At 55.5% G+C, this 19,254-nt stretch carries 17 protein-coding genes; 5 read left to right on the top strand and 12 right to left on the bottom strand.

Annotation, left to right across the window (positions count from 1 at the left end; all coding sequences use genetic code 11):
- On the top strand, window positions 1–391 hold a 391-nt coding region (locus VM163_08050; GenBank protein HUT03825.1), incomplete at its 5' end, for a hypothetical protein.
- A gap of 211 nt (window positions 392–602) precedes the next feature.
- Here VM163_08050 and VM163_08045 read toward each other — a convergent pair.
- The 4 genes from VM163_08045 to VM163_08030 are packed head-to-tail and all read right to left on the bottom strand — an operon-like array spanning window position 603 to window position 4,937.
- The gene (locus tag VM163_08045; protein HUT03824.1) at window positions 603–1,670 is read right to left on the bottom strand and encodes a DUF4340 domain-containing protein; all 1,068 of its coding nucleotides are present in this window, start codon (window positions 1,668–1,670) and stop codon (window positions 603–605) included.
- The gene (locus VM163_08040) at window positions 1,671–3,248 is read right to left on the bottom strand and encodes a GldG family protein (protein HUT03823.1); all 1,578 of its coding nucleotides are present in this window, start codon (window positions 3,246–3,248) and stop codon (window positions 1,671–1,673) included. It abuts the gene before it with no gap.
- Between the two features lie 28 nt (window positions 3,249–3,276).
- Window positions 3,277–3,993 carry an ABC transporter permease gene (locus tag VM163_08035; protein HUT03822.1) on the bottom strand — a complete coding sequence of 239 codons (717 nt, stop codon included), beginning with the start codon at window positions 3,991–3,993 and terminating at the stop codon, window positions 3,277–3,279.
- On the bottom strand, window positions 3,990–4,937 hold the full coding sequence (locus VM163_08030) for an ATP-binding cassette domain-containing protein (protein ID HUT03821.1): 948 nt from the start codon (window positions 4,935–4,937) through the stop codon (window positions 3,990–3,992). Before VM163_08030 ends, VM163_08035 begins: the two co-directional genes overlap by 4 nt.
- Window positions 4,938–5,282: 345 nt before the next feature.
- On the opposite strand from VM163_08030, the gene VM163_08025 reads away from it, so the two are divergent.
- The gene (locus VM163_08025; protein HUT03820.1) at window positions 5,283–8,618 is read left to right on the top strand and encodes a hypothetical protein; all 3,336 of its coding nucleotides are present in this window, start codon (window positions 5,283–5,285) and stop codon (window positions 8,616–8,618) included.
- Window positions 8,619–8,783: 165 nt separating this feature from the next.
- Here the strand turns inward: VM163_08025 and VM163_08020 are convergent, their stop codons facing one another.
- The 6 genes from VM163_08020 to rplU form a co-directional block, all read right to left on the bottom strand.
- A complete protein-coding gene (locus VM163_08020) occupies window positions 8,784–9,809 on the bottom strand; it encodes an N-acetylneuraminate synthase family protein (protein HUT03819.1) in 1,026 nt (341 codons plus the stop codon).
- A gap of 240 nt (window positions 9,810–10,049) precedes the next feature.
- Entirely contained in the window at window positions 10,050–10,487 is a 438-nt protein-coding gene (gene rsfS / locus VM163_08015) for a ribosome silencing factor (GenBank protein HUT03818.1), read from the bottom strand.
- Complete coding sequence (nadD, locus tag VM163_08010; GenBank protein HUT03817.1) at window positions 10,480–11,169, bottom strand: nicotinate-nucleotide adenylyltransferase; 690 nt, start codon at window positions 11,167–11,169, stop codon at window positions 10,480–10,482. Before nadD ends, rsfS begins: the two co-directional genes overlap by 8 nt.
- Entirely contained in the window at window positions 11,156–12,172 is a 1,017-nt protein-coding gene (gene obgE, locus VM163_08005; protein HUT03816.1) for a GTPase ObgE, read from the bottom strand. The genes nadD and obgE overlap by 14 nt, the downstream gene beginning before the upstream one ends.
- An 88-nt stretch (window positions 12,173–12,260) precedes the next feature.
- Complete coding sequence (gene rpmA / locus VM163_08000) at window positions 12,261–12,518, bottom strand: 50S ribosomal protein L27 (GenBank protein HUT03815.1); 258 nt, start codon at window positions 12,516–12,518, stop codon at window positions 12,261–12,263.
- A 15-nt stretch (window positions 12,519–12,533) separates the two neighbouring features.
- Complete coding sequence (gene rplU, locus VM163_07995; protein HUT03814.1) at window positions 12,534–12,848, bottom strand: 50S ribosomal protein L21; 315 nt, start codon at window positions 12,846–12,848, stop codon at window positions 12,534–12,536.
- A 539-nt stretch (window positions 12,849–13,387) separates the two neighbouring features.
- On the opposite strand from rplU, the gene VM163_07990 reads away from it, so the two are divergent.
- The 3 genes from VM163_07990 (at window position 13,388) to VM163_07980 (ending at window position 16,314) form a co-directional block, all read left to right on the top strand.
- Window positions 13,388–13,663, top strand: coding sequence for a hypothetical protein (locus VM163_07990; protein HUT03813.1), 276 nt, complete (start codon window positions 13,388–13,390; stop codon window positions 13,661–13,663).
- A gap of 271 nt (window positions 13,664–13,934) precedes the next feature.
- Complete coding sequence (gene xseA, locus VM163_07985; GenBank protein ID HUT03812.1) at window positions 13,935–15,332, top strand: exodeoxyribonuclease VII large subunit; 1,398 nt, start codon at window positions 13,935–13,937, stop codon at window positions 15,330–15,332.
- The gene (locus tag VM163_07980; protein HUT03811.1) at window positions 15,322–16,314 is read left to right on the top strand and encodes a dihydroorotate dehydrogenase; all 993 of its coding nucleotides are present in this window, start codon (window positions 15,322–15,324) and stop codon (window positions 16,312–16,314) included. The genes xseA and VM163_07980 overlap by 11 nt, the downstream gene beginning before the upstream one ends.
- Before the next feature lie 16 nt (window positions 16,315–16,330).
- On the opposite strand, the gene VM163_07975 is transcribed toward VM163_07980, so the two are convergent.
- A complete protein-coding gene (locus VM163_07975; protein ID HUT03810.1) occupies window positions 16,331–19,012 on the bottom strand; it encodes a DEAD/DEAH box helicase family protein in 2,682 nt (893 codons plus the stop codon).
- A gap of 94 nt (window positions 19,013–19,106) precedes the next feature.
- A complete protein-coding gene (locus tag VM163_07970) occupies window positions 19,107–19,247 on the bottom strand; it encodes a hypothetical protein (GenBank protein HUT03809.1) in 141 nt (46 codons plus the stop codon).
- Window positions 19,248–19,254: the final 7 nt, after the last annotated feature.

Here is a 19,254-nt window from a genome sequence, read left to right as displayed (position 1 = left end):
CTATGCTGTGGCCAAGATGATGCACCAGCGAATCCCATCTAATGCCACCGTGGCGCTGGGCGAGGCGGGCCTGATCCCCTATTATTCAGGGGTTCGTGTGATAGACATGCGCGGCCTGACCGACCGCTACATTGCTCATCTGAAGGGCAAGGCACACGCTAAGTTCAAACCGATGTATGTCTTCCGCCGCAAGCCTGACTACATCCTTCTCGTTGACGTGATGGGACGGACTTGGTGCGAGCATAACTACGAGAACATGCTGCTTGATCACAAGGTACTTTACGACGATTACAGGCTAGTTGAGGCGCCGGACATGCTGGATGCTTTCTACAAGTATCACTTCTACCTATATCGCAGAAAGGATGCGCCCCGCCTTGCGCCGAGCGGATGACACCTTCTTGGCGGTATGACCCGCTGCTGATGGGCGCCGTGCTCAGACGGGCCTGGCGTCCCAGATGTGGCTATAAAAGGACATCGACCTCGTGTAGGGGCGGTTCACGAACCGCCCTTAAGGTGCCCGATCGGATTAGACCAGGGCGATTCGTGAATCGCCCCTACACAGGCAAAACGGACTTATTGGACAGCCTCCATAATATGCAGCCCTACTTCTTCGACTTGCCGCCCTTGGTCTTCTGGGCCGCTTTTACATTTCGAGACGTTATCGGCCTCTTGCTGCCTCTCTTGGGTTCACGGAGGCTCTTAGACTCCGGGGTTTTCTCTTCCTTGATGCCCAGCGCGTCTTTGTATGGCTTTGTGAGCCTCTCGACTTGATACTTGCTCGTGTAAAACACCGTGTCCTTACCAACCCGCTGAACGAAAAACTGCGCCTTGCTCCGTTCGCCGCATATCTTAAGCGCGTATTGCCTGTCGTCATCCCCCGTTGCGGTAATCGTCCATTTCGGCTTGTCGAGCTCGAACTTGTCCTTGTTCTTGTCCTCGGCAAAGCCAGAGATGCGCAGCTTGGCGAGTCCGGAAACAGCGCGCTTCGCATCCTCCGGAGCAACTTCCTTGCCCGCAGGCTCGATCGTGCTCCAAGTCCCCGTCTCGCTCTTCGCAAACGATGCTGAGCCCTCCGCACCTACGACTGTGTACTTGACGAGCTTTTCCTCGTCTGCGTCAGTGAATACCTCCTTCTCACGCCAATCCCCGTCCGTCCGTTTGAACATATAGGAAAGCATCTTGTGAACGAGACGCACCTCGTTCTCGCCAGCAAGGCAGATGTTCGTGCTGAAGAAATCCTGCCCTGCCTTGCCAACAAAGAAATGGGCGAGCTCCTTGCCGTGCTTGTCCAGAACAGTAACCTCGGTGCCCTTGATCTTGTCCACCTCATAAAGCAGCTGCTTTTCAGGATTACGAGACACCACCGTGCCCTTGTCCATCGTCGTTATCGCGTCAAGCATCCGGTCGATCGCCTTTGCATCCGCCGTGTAGTTGCCCTTATCCGGAACGACCCAGGTGCCGCTGTCGTCGCGAACAAGCCGAGCTTCGCTCCCAAGCGACCTGATCTTTATCTGTGCTACCTCGTCTGCCTTAAGCGACGGAAAAAGCTTTGCCTGCTGCGAGTCGGCTGGCGGCCGTTCGGGCGGCTTTTTCGATTCGTAAGCTACATAGGCAACGGCTGATAAAACGACCAGGATTACGAGCAGGACGATTATCTTTTTGGTGTGCACTTACAAAGCCCTCTTCCGTTTTTTTCTGACGAAGTGTCTCGACAGGCCGAATAGCACGACGAGAATCGGGATTCCTAACATGTTGCCATATCTGACCCATTGCTTGGCGCCTTCAGAGACCTCCTCGAGTGGGCGCTCGGTAGCGCCTCTTGTTCTGATGCCGACAAGCCCCTTGCCCAAGTTCATCACATCGATAAGGTTCTCGACAAATAGATCGTTCTTGCGGTACCGAGCGAGGAAGTTGTCATTGACCATGAACGAGTTGCCCACAACGACGATCTTGACCGGCGGGCTCTTCTCAATGGTCTCCTGCTCTTCCTTGGCATAACGCGCCGCATCTCCCTCAGGTTTCGGCGCCTCTCTGCCCGCGAACAGGCTTTTGAAGGTTCCAGTGCCCTCCGCGGCTAGCTCGTAGCTGCCGCCGGCAGTTTTGGAGAAGCTCTGCTGGGGGCTCAGGTCGAACCTACCAGTTTGCAGCCACGATGCGTCCGAGGAGCGTGCCAGAACGTTATACTTGACGCCGGCGCCTTCCTTGCCTTTTATCTTCACAGAGCTCGTCCACGGGAACACGACCGCAGACAGCAGGCCGACAGACGGGCTATCCTCGGACAACTGCGCTTTCCCAACCTTGAGCCAAAACGGATAAGGCAGTCTGAACGACATGAAACCCGAGCTGAACGCCGCCATCGCCGCCACACGGTCGAGCACCAGATTGCTGTTCACCTGGAAGCCGTAGCTATTCAGCAAGTCGTTCACGTTTGCCTCGGCCGGCTTTGCCTGAAGCTGCCCCTCCTCGCGGTCGATCATGTCGGTCAAAAACATCGCATTCGCTCCGCCCATTATCGCCTGATCGACCTGGAACTTCTCCCAGTCTGAGAGCTTCTTTGAGCCAAGGATGAGCAGCGTATCGACCTTCTCTAGTCCCCGAGGGCTATTGAAGTCGAGCACCTTCACATCGTAGAGCTTCTGAAGCGCCTCCTTCAGTTTCGAGAAACTGGTTTCAACACTCATCCCGTCCGTCAGGGGCAGCAGACCAACGCTCTTCACCTCTGACATCGTTACCTTCCTGATGCCCGACGTTATCTGATACTCGAGGTTCTCGGTGCCTCTTATGAGCGGAATGACCTCTTGCTTGTTCTCATAGAGAATGGCAAGCCCAAGATAGACTGTTGTGAGCTCCGCCTTGTCCTTTTGGATCACGTTCAACTGAACCGGCGGTATCCCCATGAACTGTAGTTTCTGTTTGAGCTGCTTGTCATCACCGGGGTCGATGAACTCAACCTGCAAGTTCCCTTTGGAATAGGCTTTGTATTCGTCCAAGAGGTCTTTCACCTGAGTTTTGAGCGGCATCACGTAGCTCGGCAACTGCTTGGAAAAATAGGCCTCGATAGTAACGAGGTCCTCGAGGTCGGCCAGCGCAGATTTTGTCGCTTCCGAGACTGTATATTGGTTGTCCTCGGTGAGATCAGCCCTCGCGAAATAGAGATTCGATAGGCAGTTCAAGACGATCAATATGCCCAAGATTATCACCACAGAGATCGCGACACTGGCTCCGTAGCTTGTTGCTCGTTTAGCCATTACCTTTGCCTCCTCGAACCTTCAATCATCATGCCCATTTGCGGCTCTCCACTCCCTTAACGTTCAGAAACAGGAAGAAGCCAATGACCGTCAAGTAATAGATGATGTCGCGAGAATCGATTACACCGCGGCCAATGCTTTCGAAGTGGGACCCCAGGCCGAGGAACTCCAGCACGCCAGCAAGCGAGGCCGGCGCCATGAACACCACAATGCTCTCGCCCACGATCCACATCCCGAAGCAAATAAAGAAACCTGTAACCGCCGCCACGATCTGGTTCTGGGTGACGGACGAGACAAAAAGCCCAATCGAAAGGTACGCGGCTCCCATCAGAAACGCGCCCAAATACCCCCCGACCACCGGGCCCCAGTCCATGTTGCCCAACGCCGACACGGACAGGGCAAGCGGCAGCGAAAGCAGGAGCATCACCACCATCAGGAACAGGCTCGCAAAGAACTTGCCCAGAACCGCCTCCCAATCCTTCAACGGCATCGTCATCAGAAGCTCCAGGGTGTTCAGCTTCTTCTCCTCTGCCCACAACCGCATAGTTATTAGCGGGGCAAATATCATGAACAACCACGGCAGCATCGTGAAGTAGAGCCTCATCGAAGCCTGGTTCGCCATGAAGAAGCTCCTGAAGAACAGCCAGCCGGAGAAGCCAACGAAGAGAACTATCACAATATACGCTATCGGAGAGTTGAAATATGACCGAAGCTCCTTCTGGAATACCGCAGTGATATTCCTCATTTGCCGCTCCTCTCCTTCGTTGTTAGTTGCAGGAACACATCCTCAAGACTTATTCGCTCAGTTCTCAGCTCGGAAAGGCTGAAACCATTCTCAACCACCATCTTGAATACATCATGCCCCAAATCGCCGTTCGGCTTCGCCTTGAGCACGAAAGTCACCGGCCCGTCGGGCGGACTCTCTAGGACCCGACAGCCTATCACACGCTTCATCCCCTCGATCTTCTCCCTCACCTGCGCCTCGGGGCCATATATCTTCGCCTGCATCGTTACGCCCCCGTCGGTCGCCGCGGCCAGTTCATCCGGCGTGCCCGATGCGACCTTCTTACCCTCATTAATGATAAGGATCCTGTCGCAAGTCGCAGAGACCTCAGGCAAAATGTGAGAACAGAGAATAACCGTCTTCTCCCGGCCAATGCGCTTAATCAGTTCCCGCATCTCGATGATCTGCGCTGGGTCGAGGCCTGTGGTTGGCTCATCTAGTATCAAAATATCCGGGTTGTGGATCATGGCCTGCGCAAGGCCAACACGCTGCTTGAAGCCTTTCGAGAGCGTGCCGATGTCCTTCCGCATCACGTCCTCCAGCCCACAAACCTCCGCTATCCGCCCGATCTTCTCATGCCGTTCGTTGGGCGCAATGTCTCGAACCTGCGCCACGAACGACAGGTAATCAGTTACATCCATGTCAAGATACAGAGGCGCACTCTCTGGCAGGTAGCCAATGTGCCGCCGCACCTCGAACGAGTCCGTGAGCGTGTCGTGACCGGCCACCGTTACGGTCCCATCAGTTGCGGGCATGTAACACGTGATTATGCGCATCATTGTCGTCTTGCCCGCGCCGTTGGGCCCCAAGAATCCCAAGACCTCGCCAGTCTTGACCTCAAAAGAAAGGTTGTTGACCGCGACCGTCGGCCCGAAACGTTTGGTTACACTCTTCACCTCAATCATTACAATACACCACTCCGTTAATTGGCATCCCAAGCAAGACCGTAAGAACCAAAAGGTGTGTGAGAACCTACAACATAGCCGGCTGTTGTCAAGAGTTCACATCCCAAGTCTTGCGTTCAATGAAAACCACTATGAGCACGTTCAATGTGCAAAACATCGAGACTTGCTCTGTTGTTCCCACCGCATCAATCCGTGTTTCCGCAACTTAGGAGCTCGTCTTGAGTTTGCGAGGCGCTGGGCTATGATATGTTAGGTGAAAATAGGGGCTTCGGGCGTTTGATTTGGCGTGGCCGAGATAGGGACTATCTGCCTCAATCACAGATTACAGCGAAAGGGAGAGTTGACATGCGTAAAGTTGTGCTGTTTGCGGCGCTAGTCGTCTTGTCGGTCGGCCTACGGGGCAATTGCCTGGCACTTCAGACCTATCAGTCTCTGGTTAAGGCGCTTCCGGAATCAACTGTCGTGCCGAACAATGCTGATCAGACTTCTCGTGGCGCCGAAAGCGAGTCGGGCGTTTTAGTTGAGCTTGACTCTCAAGGCGATTACATCCGAGACCTTCCCTGCAAAATTATCATCTCCCCGTCAGCGGAGGCCTCGCTCGAGACCGTGCCAAACTGGGTGAAGATGGACCTCTATGACATGTTCACGAGGATGTCGCCGGACGATCAGGAGGACTACGGGCAGCTTCTGCTGTCGATCTCTGACCCACGTCTTATCGATGAGGTGGCCTTCACGGTCGCGCATTCTTCGAGGTCCATTCTGAGCGCGACCGACCCTGAAGTCTATCTTGTGAACGCTCAGCTGCTATACCGCGTCGATCCCGATATATCCTACGCTGACATCATAGATTACGGTGAGCCGGGCGTTGACCCCGACTACTACTCAACGATCATCTACAACACGGTCGTGAGCGGTGCAACCGTTCAGTATGAGCTGCCAGCCGACATCTATTACTGGTATGTGGTTCATCCTAAGCTTGGGGACGAGAACCCGTCAATGAACCCCATTCTCTCTGAGCAGATGAGCACGTATGGGTATTTCTGGCGAGAGTATCTGTTCTACAACCCATCCAGCGAATACGACTACAGCCTAAACCTAATGCTTCGGGAGCCGAACCTGCTCAGCGCTTCCGATCTGACTGGCTGGGACCCGGCCGCTCCGGGCTACTTGGATTCGGGCGGAATCGAGGGCGTGATTGTTGGCGGCCCCGACGTTGAGAGGCCGCTGCTCATCGAGTGGGCATGGAGCTACGGCCGGGTGATTTTCACTACTCTCGAGGTGGAGCGAGCTAGTAAGGCCGGTAATAAGAATGTGCTCGAGAACCTGCTAATGCGCTCCAGTGGCTACAACGGCGAGCTGCTTGCGCCTCGCGGGCCGGGTCAAGACCAGGTAGCAATACTTGATGGGGCGAACGATTCGGCGATTCTGGACCCAATAGCAGAGACGCTCGACCAAAACAGCATTGTCTATGAATTCGTCTCAATGGACGAGATGTTCAACCAGGACAAATGGGGGTACTTCTCCAAAGTCGTGATCCCCTCGCACCAGACTTATGATTTCTACGCCTCGGTCGCAACGGTCGGGTTCATGGACAACTTCAAGTGGTGGATGAGCAAGGTCGGGGGCGTGATGGAGGTCCACGGGGCATGCGACGCCAACGAGAGCTGGGATGGTCTGGCACTCTTTGGCCGAGGCTACGTTTCCGAATCGGTCTATGATGTCCAGATGAATCCCTATCCAGTTCTGGGTGACGTGATTAAGAAGGCGACGCACGTCTGGGACGACAGCTATGTAAACACAGGTCTGCCCCGCTACCGGCCATTTGAAGATGACTCTATGGCGGTTGACGTCATCACCAACTGGGCGTCGCGGATGCTCTCCTTTCAGGCCAGAGGTAATCGGCCCATTCAGCCAAATCAGATATGCTTCGAGCACAATGGCAACTGTGGCGAGATACAAGACATGATCAACGCCGCGGCCCGAACATGTCTTGTCCCATCCGCCGGTGTCAACAACCACACCTGGGACCATGTGTCCTGTGAGTTCTGGGACCGAGGCTGGCATGGCTATCAGGTGGGCTGGAACGTTGGGAGCGCCTCAATCGCAAATCAAGGCGTTTTGTCGGACAAGGATTTGGGAGGCGGCAAGGACCTGTCGGCGATTCTGAAGGACCGAGGCGATACATATCCCATCAACGCGACCAGCAGGTACAGCAAGGTCTGCCGTTTCCACGTGCGCGTCGAGGACCTGAAGGGCAACCCCGTGGACTGCGCCCAGGTCATTCCCTATGTCCGGTATTTCAATAAACCAGAGGAGAAGCTCGTCAGCCCACTTTCCGCCTATACTGATTCCACTGGCGAGCTCGTCATGGAGCTCGGGAACAAACGAGACTTCTGGTTCAAGGTCAAGAGCCGTATGGGTGACACCAACCTGCCCCAGGAGCCGCTTCTCACGAACACCGTGGCGGACGAGGAGTACGAGCATGAGTTCGTGGTTGAGAACGTTATGCCTCAGCTGCCCCCGATCGATTCGTTAGATTTTCCTCCTGTTCCCCAATCTCCTTACAAGGTTATCGTGTCCTATAACGTCGATTACGAGACACAATACAATCTGCCAATGTCCACTTTCGGGAACAACTGCCCCGGCACTGGCAATATCGACTTTTTCATCCTGAAATCGGAGGATTACCACAAGTACAGCCAAGGAGAGCCGTTTTCTGCCTATGACTGGCGGCACAACTTGCCCGGCGACGAGTTCGCAGTTGACCTGCCCGACGACGAGGTGTACTACCTGATCTTCTCCAATGAGGACACTCTGATCGTAAAGGAGTTCGTATCCATCAGTTTGAACGTCTATCAAAAGAACCAAGGCGCTTGGCTTCATCTAGAGGATTACACCAACTTCGTGGGCGTGCCAGCCGGGGCTTCCTACGTGATCATGTTCAATAACAGGCTCGCGCCCAGCGTTTACGCCGCCGGGTTCTTCAACGCAGAGGTCGATTCATCTGGAAGCTGCCAGCTCGGCGTTCGGGCATTCGTCCTCGACCCGAATGGGCCCTATGACGTTCGCCATGTTGAGCTGTGCTACGGCGGCATCCCGCTGGGAAAATTCCTGAAAGACGACGGTGAATATGACGACGCGAGCGCCGGCGATGGGATTTTCACCTTCTCCGAGCGCTTCATGCCTGGCACCCTCGATCCAGCTGTGTATAGGCTGGAGATACTCGCAACCGACATCGCCGGGAACAAAAGCGTCTCCTGGCCGTATCTGAGCGTCTTGTCAGCGCCGCTCAGCTTCTCAGAGCAGACCTTCACAGCGCCCGCTACGGTCAGACAGGCCGAAACAACCGCAAATGGCGCCCCAGTCATACTCGGCGGGGGTTTCTTTGGCCGAGATAAGGTGCTGGCCGGCAACCTCGTTCGCGCCCTGGTCTATGTTGATGATCCTGACGGCCTTTCAGACATCGAGCGTGTGGAGCTGTTTCTCGAGGGCGGCGTGCCAACAGGGGTGCTTCTTCACGACGACGGCCTTGAAGGCGATGACCACGCCAATGACGGCGTCTATACATTCCAGACGTTCATGCCAGCGGGCCTCTTGACGGGCAACGTGACGCTCGAGGTCGTCGCATTCGATAAGTCCGGCAACTCAAGCGCCACATACCCTTATTTCACGGTGAAGTAACCTTCGCGGAGCGCAATCGGGCCGATCGGCAGGCGTTCTGGGCGCATTGGGTCGGCGCCCGGTCTGTCTGCGGCCAGCGCGCGGGCAAGATGGAGTCCCAGGGCGCATTGGGTCGGTGGGTCGCAGGTGCCGGGCTCGTCTCGCACTGCGGACCAACCTACAGTCTCATATAACGTCCCAAGTGATTGGCTCATCCGCCTCAATGGTTCTTTGGGCACGCTTGCCGAGCACAAAGTTGAAATATGATGGCTCGATGCCTCGCTGAGGCCTGACGATCTTGATGTCTTCGCGCTCGATCTTCTTCTCTTTCGGGATATTTCTTTTTGCGAAAAGGCTCCTTCGCGCATAATACCTAGTCTCGCTCTCGGCTGGTTGGCATGTCTTCTCGCCGGAGCCAAGCGCCTTCTCTACGGTTCTGACCGCCCGGACCATTTCACTGAGCTCGTCAGGCTCTAGCGAATATGAGTGGTCGAGCCCCTCTTGTTCCCTGTTATCAGTGAAGTGCTTCTCCAGAAGGTCAATACCGAGGGCTGTTGCGGCTATGGGTATCTGGGAGCCTAGCGTGTGGTCGGATAGCCCAACCGGGGTTTTGAAGGCCTGCCGAAGGGTGTCGATGGCCTTCAGGTTCATGGCGTCTGGTGGCGAAGGGTAGCTCGAGACGCAGTGCATCAGGACGACCTCATCGCAGCCCTGCTTGGCGATCGTCGCAAGCGCCGTCCCGACCTCGCTGAGTGTGCCCATGCCCGTAGAGAGGATAATCGGCCTCCCCTTTGACGCGATATGGGCCAAAAGCGGCAGGTTATCAAGGTCGCCCGACGCGACCTTGAAGGCCGCCACGCCCAAACTATCGAGAAGATCGACCGCCTCAAAGTCAAACGGCGACGAGAGGAACTCGATGCCGAGCGAATGAGCGCAATCGATAAGCTCGCGATGCCACTCGTGAGGAAGTTCGTATTTGCTGAAGAGCTCGCAGAGGTTGGTCCCGTCCGGAAGCGATTCGCTTCTCGCCACGAGCTTTTCGGCTGTGAATGTCTGGAACTTGACGGCGTCTGCGTTTGCCTGAGCCGCTATCTCGATGAGTTTTGTGGCCTTGCCGAGGTCCTGGTTGTGGTTGGAGCCGACCTCCGCGATCAGAAATACTGGGTTGCCTGGCCCGATAACGTTTGAGCCTATTTGAACTCTGCTCTTCATGTCGCCTCCGGATGTTTACTGAAACGGGTGCAAGCGCCACCTCTACAAAACCGTATCTTCTGCTGTGCAGGCATTAGACCGCATTTCCTCGCAAATGTTGCCTCGGCGGCCTCGGTCCTCTTGTAAGCACCTGATGTCGCACAGAGATTTTGGTTTGCGACAGCGTTATTTGCACACAGAGCTCTCACCCTCCCGTACTCTCAGCAATGCCGCGAGCTGAGAAAGAGACCGAGCGCTCATCTACTCGCTCTCAAGCTCGACTCGCCGCGCGTCACCCCATAGCCGCTCTAGATTGTAAAACCACCTAGTCTCGTCAACAAATATGTGGACCACAATGTCGCCGTAATCTATCAGAACCCACTTGCCGTTCTGCTGACCCTCAATCCCAAAATATCTAAAGCCCGCCTTCTTACAGGACATCTCGATGTGTTCTGAGATAGCGCGTGTGTGCATAGACGACGTCCCAGAACACACAACGAAGTAATCTGTGATTGGGGTCAATTCAGTCAGGTCTAGAACAACGAGATCACGGCCCTTTCGCTCTTCGATGCACTCACGGATAAGGAGCAAGAGCCTCTGCGTTTCGTCATCTGCCGAAGAATCCGAATCGCTACCGGCCGCAGCAACGTCCTCGGATTTCACTTCACCGTTTTGGTCTTTAGCTTCCTCTTCAATCACCCCGATACAAACCTCTATTGTTGATGTATTCCAGCACCGCCTCGGGCACCATGTATCGAATCGACCGTCCCTTTTCTATGTTCCTTCGTATCATCGACCCGGACAACTCCACCTGTGGCACGTGCACCACAACGATTTTTGAGCCACTCTTCAAAGCCAACTCTCCAGCGACAGGGCTATCAACATGAGGGGCATGCGATAAGAAGCCCGCCAGCCGCCGGTTCGCCCTGGAAATGACCTCGTGTAGAGCATGACCACCGCGCAGCATGATGGCGAAACTCGTTTCCAAGAACATCTGCTCGTAATCCTTCCATGTCTCTATCTCGCTAAAAGCATCACTACCCAAAATGAGAAACAACCTAGTTTGGGGCAATTGAGACTTAAAGTGTCTCAATGTGGCAATTGTGTAGGACGTGCCGCCGCGTGAGAGCTCAACGTCTGAGACCTTGAGCTGGGGAGCAAACCGCGTGGCGAGCCCCAACATCTCAAGTCGCTCTGCTGGCGACGCAACTGCCCCCTTGGGTTTGTGAGGCGGCGAGTCGCAGGGAACAAGTAGAACCGTGTCGAGTGAAAGACACTCACGCACGCATTCTGCCGCTATCAGGTGGCCATGATGCACCGGATCGAACGTTCCACCGAGGATACCAACGTTCGCAGATTGATACAGTTCAGCGACCGACAACAGCTTCCCTCAACGACATTCTCGACGAGAGCGCATCCACTAAGGCCCCAAGGCCGCCTCCCGTCAGAGCCGAGACCTCGAACATCTCAACGCTTCGCTCCGCACAGAATCTTCTCAGCTCGGTTAGTGCCGCCTCTGAACAGTCGAGGTCGGTCTTATTGGCGGCCAGAAAGCCGATCTTATCAGGCAGGGAGGGGTCGTAATAGGCCATCTCGGATTTAAGGACCTCGCAGGCCTTAACTGCTGGAACCGAGGCGCTCTTTGAGACGTCCACGACGAGCACGAGCACCTTAGCCCGCTGAATGTGCTGCAAGAATCTTATGCCAAGCCCGCGGCCAGAATGTGCTCCCTCGATAAGGCCTGGGATGTCCGCTATCGTGAACGAAAAGACGTTCCCGATGTTGATAGCGGCCAGGTTCGGCTCTGTCGTTGTGAACGGATAGTCCGCGATCTTCGGCCGTGCCGCCGAGACAGCTGCTATGAGGCTCGATTTGCCAGCGTTTGGGAGCCCCACGAGGGCGATATCCGCAAGTATCTTGAGCGTCAGCCTCAGGATGCCTGATTCACCGGGCTTACCGGGCTCTACCATCCGAGGCGCCCTGTTTGTCGATGATTTGAAGGCAGTGTTGCCCCTACCGCCTTTGCCACCCCTTGCAGCAAGGAACTCGGCCCCTGGCCGTGACAGGTCCGCAAGCTGCTCGCGCGTCGGTGCATCGGACACAACCGTGCCGGGCGGAACAGCGATTATGAGGTCTGGTGCGTTTCTACCGTGCCGATTATTTCCGCTTCCGTGGCCGCCCCGCTTAGCCTTGTAGTAATGCCGCTCCTGGCAGTCAAACAGGGTCTTAAGACCTTCGCGCGCCACTGCGATGACATCCCCGCCGTCTCCGCCGTCTCCGCCATCCGGGCCCCCGCGAGGCACGAACTTCTCTCGCCGAAACGAGACGCAACCGGCCCCCCCGTCTCCGGCCTTGACCCGAATTGTGGCGGAATCTATAAACATAGACCCCTTCAGCGTCTCATGGCGGGGCGGGAAAGTAAGTGGCCCCAATCAGGGGGATTCACGACGCGACTTGTGCAGCTGTCCGTGCTCAAACCTCGCTTATTACACTGACGGTCTTGCGGTCGCCCTTGCCCGTCCTGAAACTCACAATACCGGCCGATGTCGCGAAGATCGTGTCGTCTTTACCCCGCTTGACGTTTCTACCGGGAAGAATGTGCGTCCCGCGCTGTTTGACGATGATGTTGCCCGACAGGACCCTCTCGCCAGCGAACTTCTTCACGCCAAGCCGCTGAGAGCAGCTATCTCGACCGTTTCGTGAACTGCCTACGCCCTTCTTATGTGCCATAAGGAATCTCCAAAACTAAGCCTCGATCGATCTTATCTTAACACTTGAGAAGGTCTGACGATGGCCAATCTTACGCCGATAGTTCTTGCGCCGCTTGATCTTGCCTATCAGGACCTTCTTGCCCTTTGTCTCCCCGAGCGCCTCGCCCAGAACCTTGGCGCCTTCGAGCGTTGGGGTGCCGATCTTGACCTCGCCGTTCTCATCGCTAATCATCAGCACGGCGTCAAAAGCAACCTCTTCGTTGGGCTCGACTCCGAGCTTCTCAACATTCACAACATCGTTCTCTCGAACAATGTACTGTTTTCCACCTGTCTCAATTACTGCATACAATAGCGGAACTCCTTCATGAACAGATCACATCCAATCTCACACAGAATATAGGGCTGCCACACTGCTCATGTCAAGTCCGCGACCAGCTTCGCAGCAGTTCCGCAAGGATGGGTTGTTACGTGGTGGTGAGATGCACCCGGTGGTGGTTTTTGTCGAGAGAATGACTGGATGTTGGGTGATGGCGCCAAATGGATATGGAATCAGAGCGATTTTTCACTTTCCAGTCGCGATAGAGATAATTGATTAGTATCACGCTTGCGAGCACATGTGGGAGGTTGGGAGGGAGTTCTACCGATTCGACCAACTCTGGGAGCAATGCAAGAAGTCCGCATGAAAATCACCAACAATCTGAGGTCAAACCCCGTCGGCCTGGCGGACTTGACTACTTTGGCCAATTTTGTAATGATAGGAACAGATGAGATTCTAGAGTGGTTATTACCGGCCTAAGGTTCAGAGGTTTTTTGGAGCATAATGTTTAAACAGGTTTACGTTCCAGAGTTTTGGTGTTTATCGAGAATGGACATTTAGGAGTGTTTTCGATGAAAAACAGAATCCTGGCGCAGCTTGAGCTCAATCTTGCGAAGATGGAACAAGGCCTGGCCACGATTCAGCGGCATGCTGAGATGGGCGACCCGATCGCGCAGAAGCTAATGGAGCCGCTGGCTAAGGAGATCGCACGGCTGAAGGAGAGATGCCGCGTTCAGCTTGAGCAGGTCATCAATAATAGCGATGATCCCGAGCTCATTGACGTTGCGACCGAGGCGCTGTGGCAATTCATGGCCCATGAGAACCAAGCAGCAGAGATGGAGCACTGACCCAGGAACGAGATGAAGATGCGCGAGGAGAACGGAGCGGCAATCTTGCCGTGGCTTCGTGATCCTCGCGGATCATCCTTCAGTGACCTATCCTCATAACCTAGTCGGCCTCTTGATGTCCGAATCAGAGTGTAATTGGGGTCTGCCTCTCCCCTATTCTCGCGTTCTTGTTTCATAGAAACCCTCAGATTCCTGCAATTGACGCATAGGGACCGCACCTGATACTCTCATTGTTGTCAACACACAAAGAATGCTCGAACTGGGGGCTTCAATGAAAGACTTGGAACTCAACTTCAACGATGGCCAGCAAGCCCGCAAGGTTTACAGGGTCTCCGAGCTCGTTCTGGAGATCAGGGGCTTGCTGCAAAAGCGATTCTTCGACATTTGGGTCGAGGGCGAGATAACAGATTTGAAGCGCTCAAGCGTGGGGCATTTCTACATGCGGCTGAAGGACGACAAGGCGCAGATCAGCGCTGTCATGTTTCGTAATAAGGCCATTTTCTTGCGGTTCAAACCGGAGAATGGCCTCGCCGTCATTGCGAGGGGGGCTGTGAGCTGCTATCCACCTTCCAGCACATACCAGATCATCCTCGATTACTTGGAGCCAAAAGGCGTCGGTGCTCTTCAACTAGCATTCGAGCAGCTCAAGGCAAAGCTCAATGCCGAGGGCCTGTTCGCGCCGGAGCGCAAGAGGCCGGTCCCAAAGATGCCTAAGACAATCGGCATTGTTACCTCGCGAACCGGCGCGGCAATTCGCGATATTCTCAACGTGACGAGGCGCCGCTTCTGCTCGGCGCATATCATTCTATACCCGGTTCTGGTGCAGGGAGAGAGGGCACCGGGCGAGATCGCGCACGCAATCAAGGAGCTGAATCGCCTCGACGCGTGCGACGTTCTGATCGTGGGTCGCGGCGGCGGAGCAGCAATTGACCTGTGGGCGTTCAACGACGAGCAGGTAGCACGGGCGATTGCGGGATCTAAAATACCTATTATTTCGGCGGTCGGCCACGAGGTTGACTTCACGATTGCCGATTTTGTGGCAGACCTGCGTGCACCCACGCCATCCGCGGCCGCGGAGCTGGTGGTGCAGAACAGGGCCGAACTGCTGGTAAGGGTCAACAGCCTTCGTAGTCGTGTGCTGAGAATGATGCTGGACAGGCTGGCATTCGTGCGACAGGAACATAAGACGCTCTTTGCTGTCCTTCGGCTAAATACCCCTGAGCGTCCGATCGAGCTCTTCATGCAGCGAGTGGACGACATCGACGCCAGATTGCAGCGGGGGATACAGGGCTATCTCGACCGTAGGACGCAGCAGGCCTCGCATCTCGCGTTGCGACATCGAACGCTTGTGCCAACCGAGAAAATCGCAGCAGCACGGTCCGTCGTTCAGAGCTATGAGAGCAGGATGGCGGCGTCCATGCGTGGCACGGTTGACCTCTCGAGCACGAGATATCGGGCGCTGCATGACCGCCTAATATCGCTCAAGCCCCAGAATGTTATGAGTCGCGGCTATGCGATATGCCAGGATGCGGCGTCTGGCAAGCCGCTCTCACGGGCAAGGGACGCGCGGCTCGGCGCAGCGATTATCGTTACGCTTTCCGACGGGAGTCTGGGCTGCCAGGTGAACGACATATCTATTTCGCAGAACAGCTCTGACGATGACATCTGAAGACCGCGTGGAGCGCGACCAAGAGGCCACAATCGACCCGCGCAGTCTTCTCAAGACCTCGCTGGGTGAGCTCGAGCTGACAAGCCCAATCATTATCGCGTCCGGCACGTTCGGCTATGGCGATGAGTATTTGCAGGTAAAAGGGTTCTCGCTCGACATGGTAGGCGCAATAGTTCTAAAAGGCGTTACGCTGAAGCCCAAGTCCGGCAATCCCGCACCCAGAATCCTCGAGACATCATCCGGAATGCTCAACTCCATTGGCCTGGAGAACATAGGGGTTGAGGCGCTGATACAAGAGAAGCTGCCGGCGCTTCAGGGCATCGATACGCACGTCATCGTCAACGTCGGCGGAGACCGTCCGGAGGACGTAATCGATGCCGCAAAGGCTCTCTCCTACCGTCAGGAACTCTTCTCCGCCATCGAGATAAACGTCTCGTGCCCAAACCTGAACGGCAGGCCGATTGGGGAGGATGCGGACACAACCGCCAGGGTCGTAACTTCCATAAGGAAAATGTATCGAAGGCCCATCATCGTGAAACTCGTCCCAAACGCCGCCTCGATTGCCGAGACCGCAAGAAGATGTGAAATGGCTGGCGCAGACGCTCTCACGGTCGCGAACACATTCCCAGGGCTTGCCATCGACGTTTTCACCAGACGCCCCATGCTCGGCAACAACTTCGGTGGGCTTTCCGGCCCCGCCATAAAGCCGCTGTCGCTACTGCTCGTCCACCGTGTCCAAAAAGCTGTCTCGATACCAATCATCGCGTCCGGAGGCATCGTATGCGCCCGCGACGCCCTCGAGTTCACCATAGCCGGCGCCTCGGCCATCTCGGTCGGCACGGCGTTGTTCTACGACGCTCGGGTATGCTCCAGAATCGCTGAGGGGATCGTCGATTTTCTCTTCGAGGACGCCAGACGCCGGCGCCTCGACCAGCCGCAGCCGCTGAGGGATTACGTCGGCACGCTCGCGCTGAACAAGTGAAGTTATTCTCATGGTCTCACGGCAACTCGCGCGCGTCTGTGACTACTTTGTAGTCCACGCCGAGCGCGCCCCGAAAGTGTCTCTCTCCGCAATAAATCTTGCGGCGCTCGTCAGGTCGTAGCTCCGTTCGCCAATTCCTGTCTTTGGTCTCACGCACGAGATATAGGAGCGGTTTCCCGACGGGGTCGCCGTGTTCATCCAGCTCTTCCATGACAATGGCCCAATCGGGATTGTATTCGCCTACGGGCGTAGGCACGGTGAACCAGGGTGGCAGCTTAACGAACATCTTGACGTCACGTCGATTGCTTAGTCCCTCGACGAACTGCTTCTCCAGCTCCGAATCGCAAATGACGTGATCATAGACCGAGGCGTCCGCCGGAACCAAGTACTCTAGCCAACTGTCTATCTCAGCCTCCAGTTGGGTCATCTCGTAGCAATCGTTGATCCTCTCATACTGGATGCCACTAACCAAGTGGTCCGCAAGTCTGTCCTTGATGATTCGCACCGCCGCCGTAGCGAACCCCTGCGGATTATCGGTTGCGCGACTTCTGTCCTGAGCCCGCTTGAAGACCTCCAGAAGCGTGGCCCGCGTAAGGCGCATCGCCGGAGACGTGTTTTCCATGAGGTTCTCCATGATCTGGACTAGGTTCCGAAGGGGACCGCGCCTCGACAGAGTCTTCGCGGTCTTTGCTATGTGGCGGGCCTTCAGACTATCCTCGCTGTCCATGAGTACTTCCGCCTTTGTGATTGTAACACATGGGGGGCTGATGTCTGCCCCGTCGATTTGTGGAACCACGTCAGCTAGCAACCGCTGTGTGTCGATCTTGACCGCGTATCGCGTCTTGTGCTTGATCCTTTCCCAGAGCTCCTTGAACTCCGGTTTGAGGGTGTAGTGTTTGCGCAGCGTCGCCTTGCCACGCCGTCTGGCGTCTGGAGGTCTTGGCGGAATATCCCCACCAAAGTCCTCTTGGAGTTCGGATTGCAGTCGCGCGACGTACCTTTCATAGCTTTCGTTCGCTACCACGGTCAGCACGTTGATCCTCTCGTCTCGGAGACGGTCGCCAGACTGATCAACGCACAAACGCACCCCGCGCCCTACCTCCTGACGTTTTTTCACCTCGGAAGCGGTCTGATTTAGCGTGCAAATCTGAAAAACGTTCGGGTTGTCCCATCCTTCCCGCAATGCGGAATGTGAGAAAATGAACGCAACCGGCTCGTCAAAGGAAAGGAGTCGCTCCTTGTCCTTCATGATCAGATTGTAGGCCGCCTCATCCGCCTTAGTCTTTCCCGTGACTGAATCCAGAACTTCTATATTGCCGGCCTTCCGCCGTTTCTCTGCGAAGTAGGCGGCCTGCACCTCCCTTGGGTCCTTGTCCTCCCATGCCGGGTGCTTCTTCCTGATATCAAGGTATGCGCTCAGAAACAGCCGTCGGATGATCCCGTCTTCAAGGGCGTAGTTGTCAACCCTGTCAATGAAGAAGAGGGACAGCACCTTAACTCCGGCAGCCATGAATCTCTCTTGTTTGCGCATGTGTTCTTCGATGGTGTAACGAATCTGGGCGTCGAAAAGCGCTTCCTTATCTGCGCCTCGGGATTCGCCCTTCCTCAATTCGACGTCATTTGCAAAGCGGACATAACCGCCGCCAGGGTTGATCTCGTCCACGTCGAACCCCGCATACTCCGGTCGGCAGGATTTTTCCTCAAGCGAGTCGCCGCGCTTCACCTTCACCGTCTTCTCTTTTACGGTTCCGTCCCTCATCAGTTTATGAACGGCAATGCGCGCAGTCACCGTGTTCTTATGAGTCATAATCTGATCGAGCCTCAGAAAGACCTGATTGAAGTCGTCCTCTTTCACGACCGAGGCCACCTCTATGCGCTTCACCAAGCCGTGCCTATACGCTTCAAAGGGCGTAAGGCGATAGACCAGATTGTAGGGATTGCGGTGAGTCGCGCTGTATCGAAGTGCCAGAAGAGGGTCCAGCGCAGACAGCGCCTTGATGCGCAACTCACTCTCCATGTTCTGCGGTTCGTCCAAAATCAAGATAGGTCGCGTGGCCTGCACAAGGTGGATGGGCGTCTCCCCTTGTAGGTGGTCTGTGCTCTGGTGGATTACGTTTTGCGCCTTGTTGAACGAATCAATCGTCATGACCATGAGCTCAACGCTGTTAGAAAGAGCGAACTGCCGGACCTGAGAGAGATTCTTTGAATCATATACGTAATAGCGATACGGCATGTTTTCGTAGTGTTGCAGCAGGTGCGTTTCAGTTACCTGAAGGCTCTTAAGGACCCCCTCGCGTATCGCCACAGAAGGCACTACGATGATGAACTTCCGTAGCCCGTAGCGGCGGAAAAGCTCAAGTGCTGTCCGGGTATAGACATACGTCTTACCTGTTCCGGTCTCCATTTCCACCGAGAAATTAGGGAAGGCAACTGTCTTGGGCCCGTCTGCGGTTTCGATTCTGTTCTCAATCGATTCCAAGGCGTTGTCCGTTGGGATGCCGTTTTCAGACTGCACCGCATTCAGGTTCGCAAGCAAAGATGTATCGTCCAAATCGAGGCAATTCGGCACCGCCGCGAACCCAGCGCGCAGCGCGAACGTCACTTCGGGATGGACGCGTGGCTGACCCTCAAACAGATCCGCTACCGACTCGATAGCACGCAGCTGGAAGTCCTGATTAGGGTCAAACTTGAACTGCATTGGCATTTCGTTGATCCACGCCGTTACGATGATGAACGAGGCGGGCGCCCTCGTCCGCCTCGTTCATGCCTTCTCGAAGATGGTGTGTCGCAGATTAACCGACCTTCCTGAAGTCAGTCTTATGACACTTGGGGCACGGCGGCAACGTATCGGTACTATCATCCAGCGTCACCGTAGTCCCGCAGTTGCGACACTTGTACGTTCCCTTGCCAGGCTTCTCTCCGGTTGTTGGCATATCTATC

The sequence above is a fragment of the bacterium genome (genome assembly GCA_035527515.1).
In the GTDB taxonomy this organism is placed as follows: domain Bacteria; phylum B130-G9; class B130-G9; order B130-G9; family B130-G9; genus B130-G9.
Note: the sequence above shows the minus strand (reverse complement) of the source record. Positions and strands in the feature narration are given on the sequence as shown.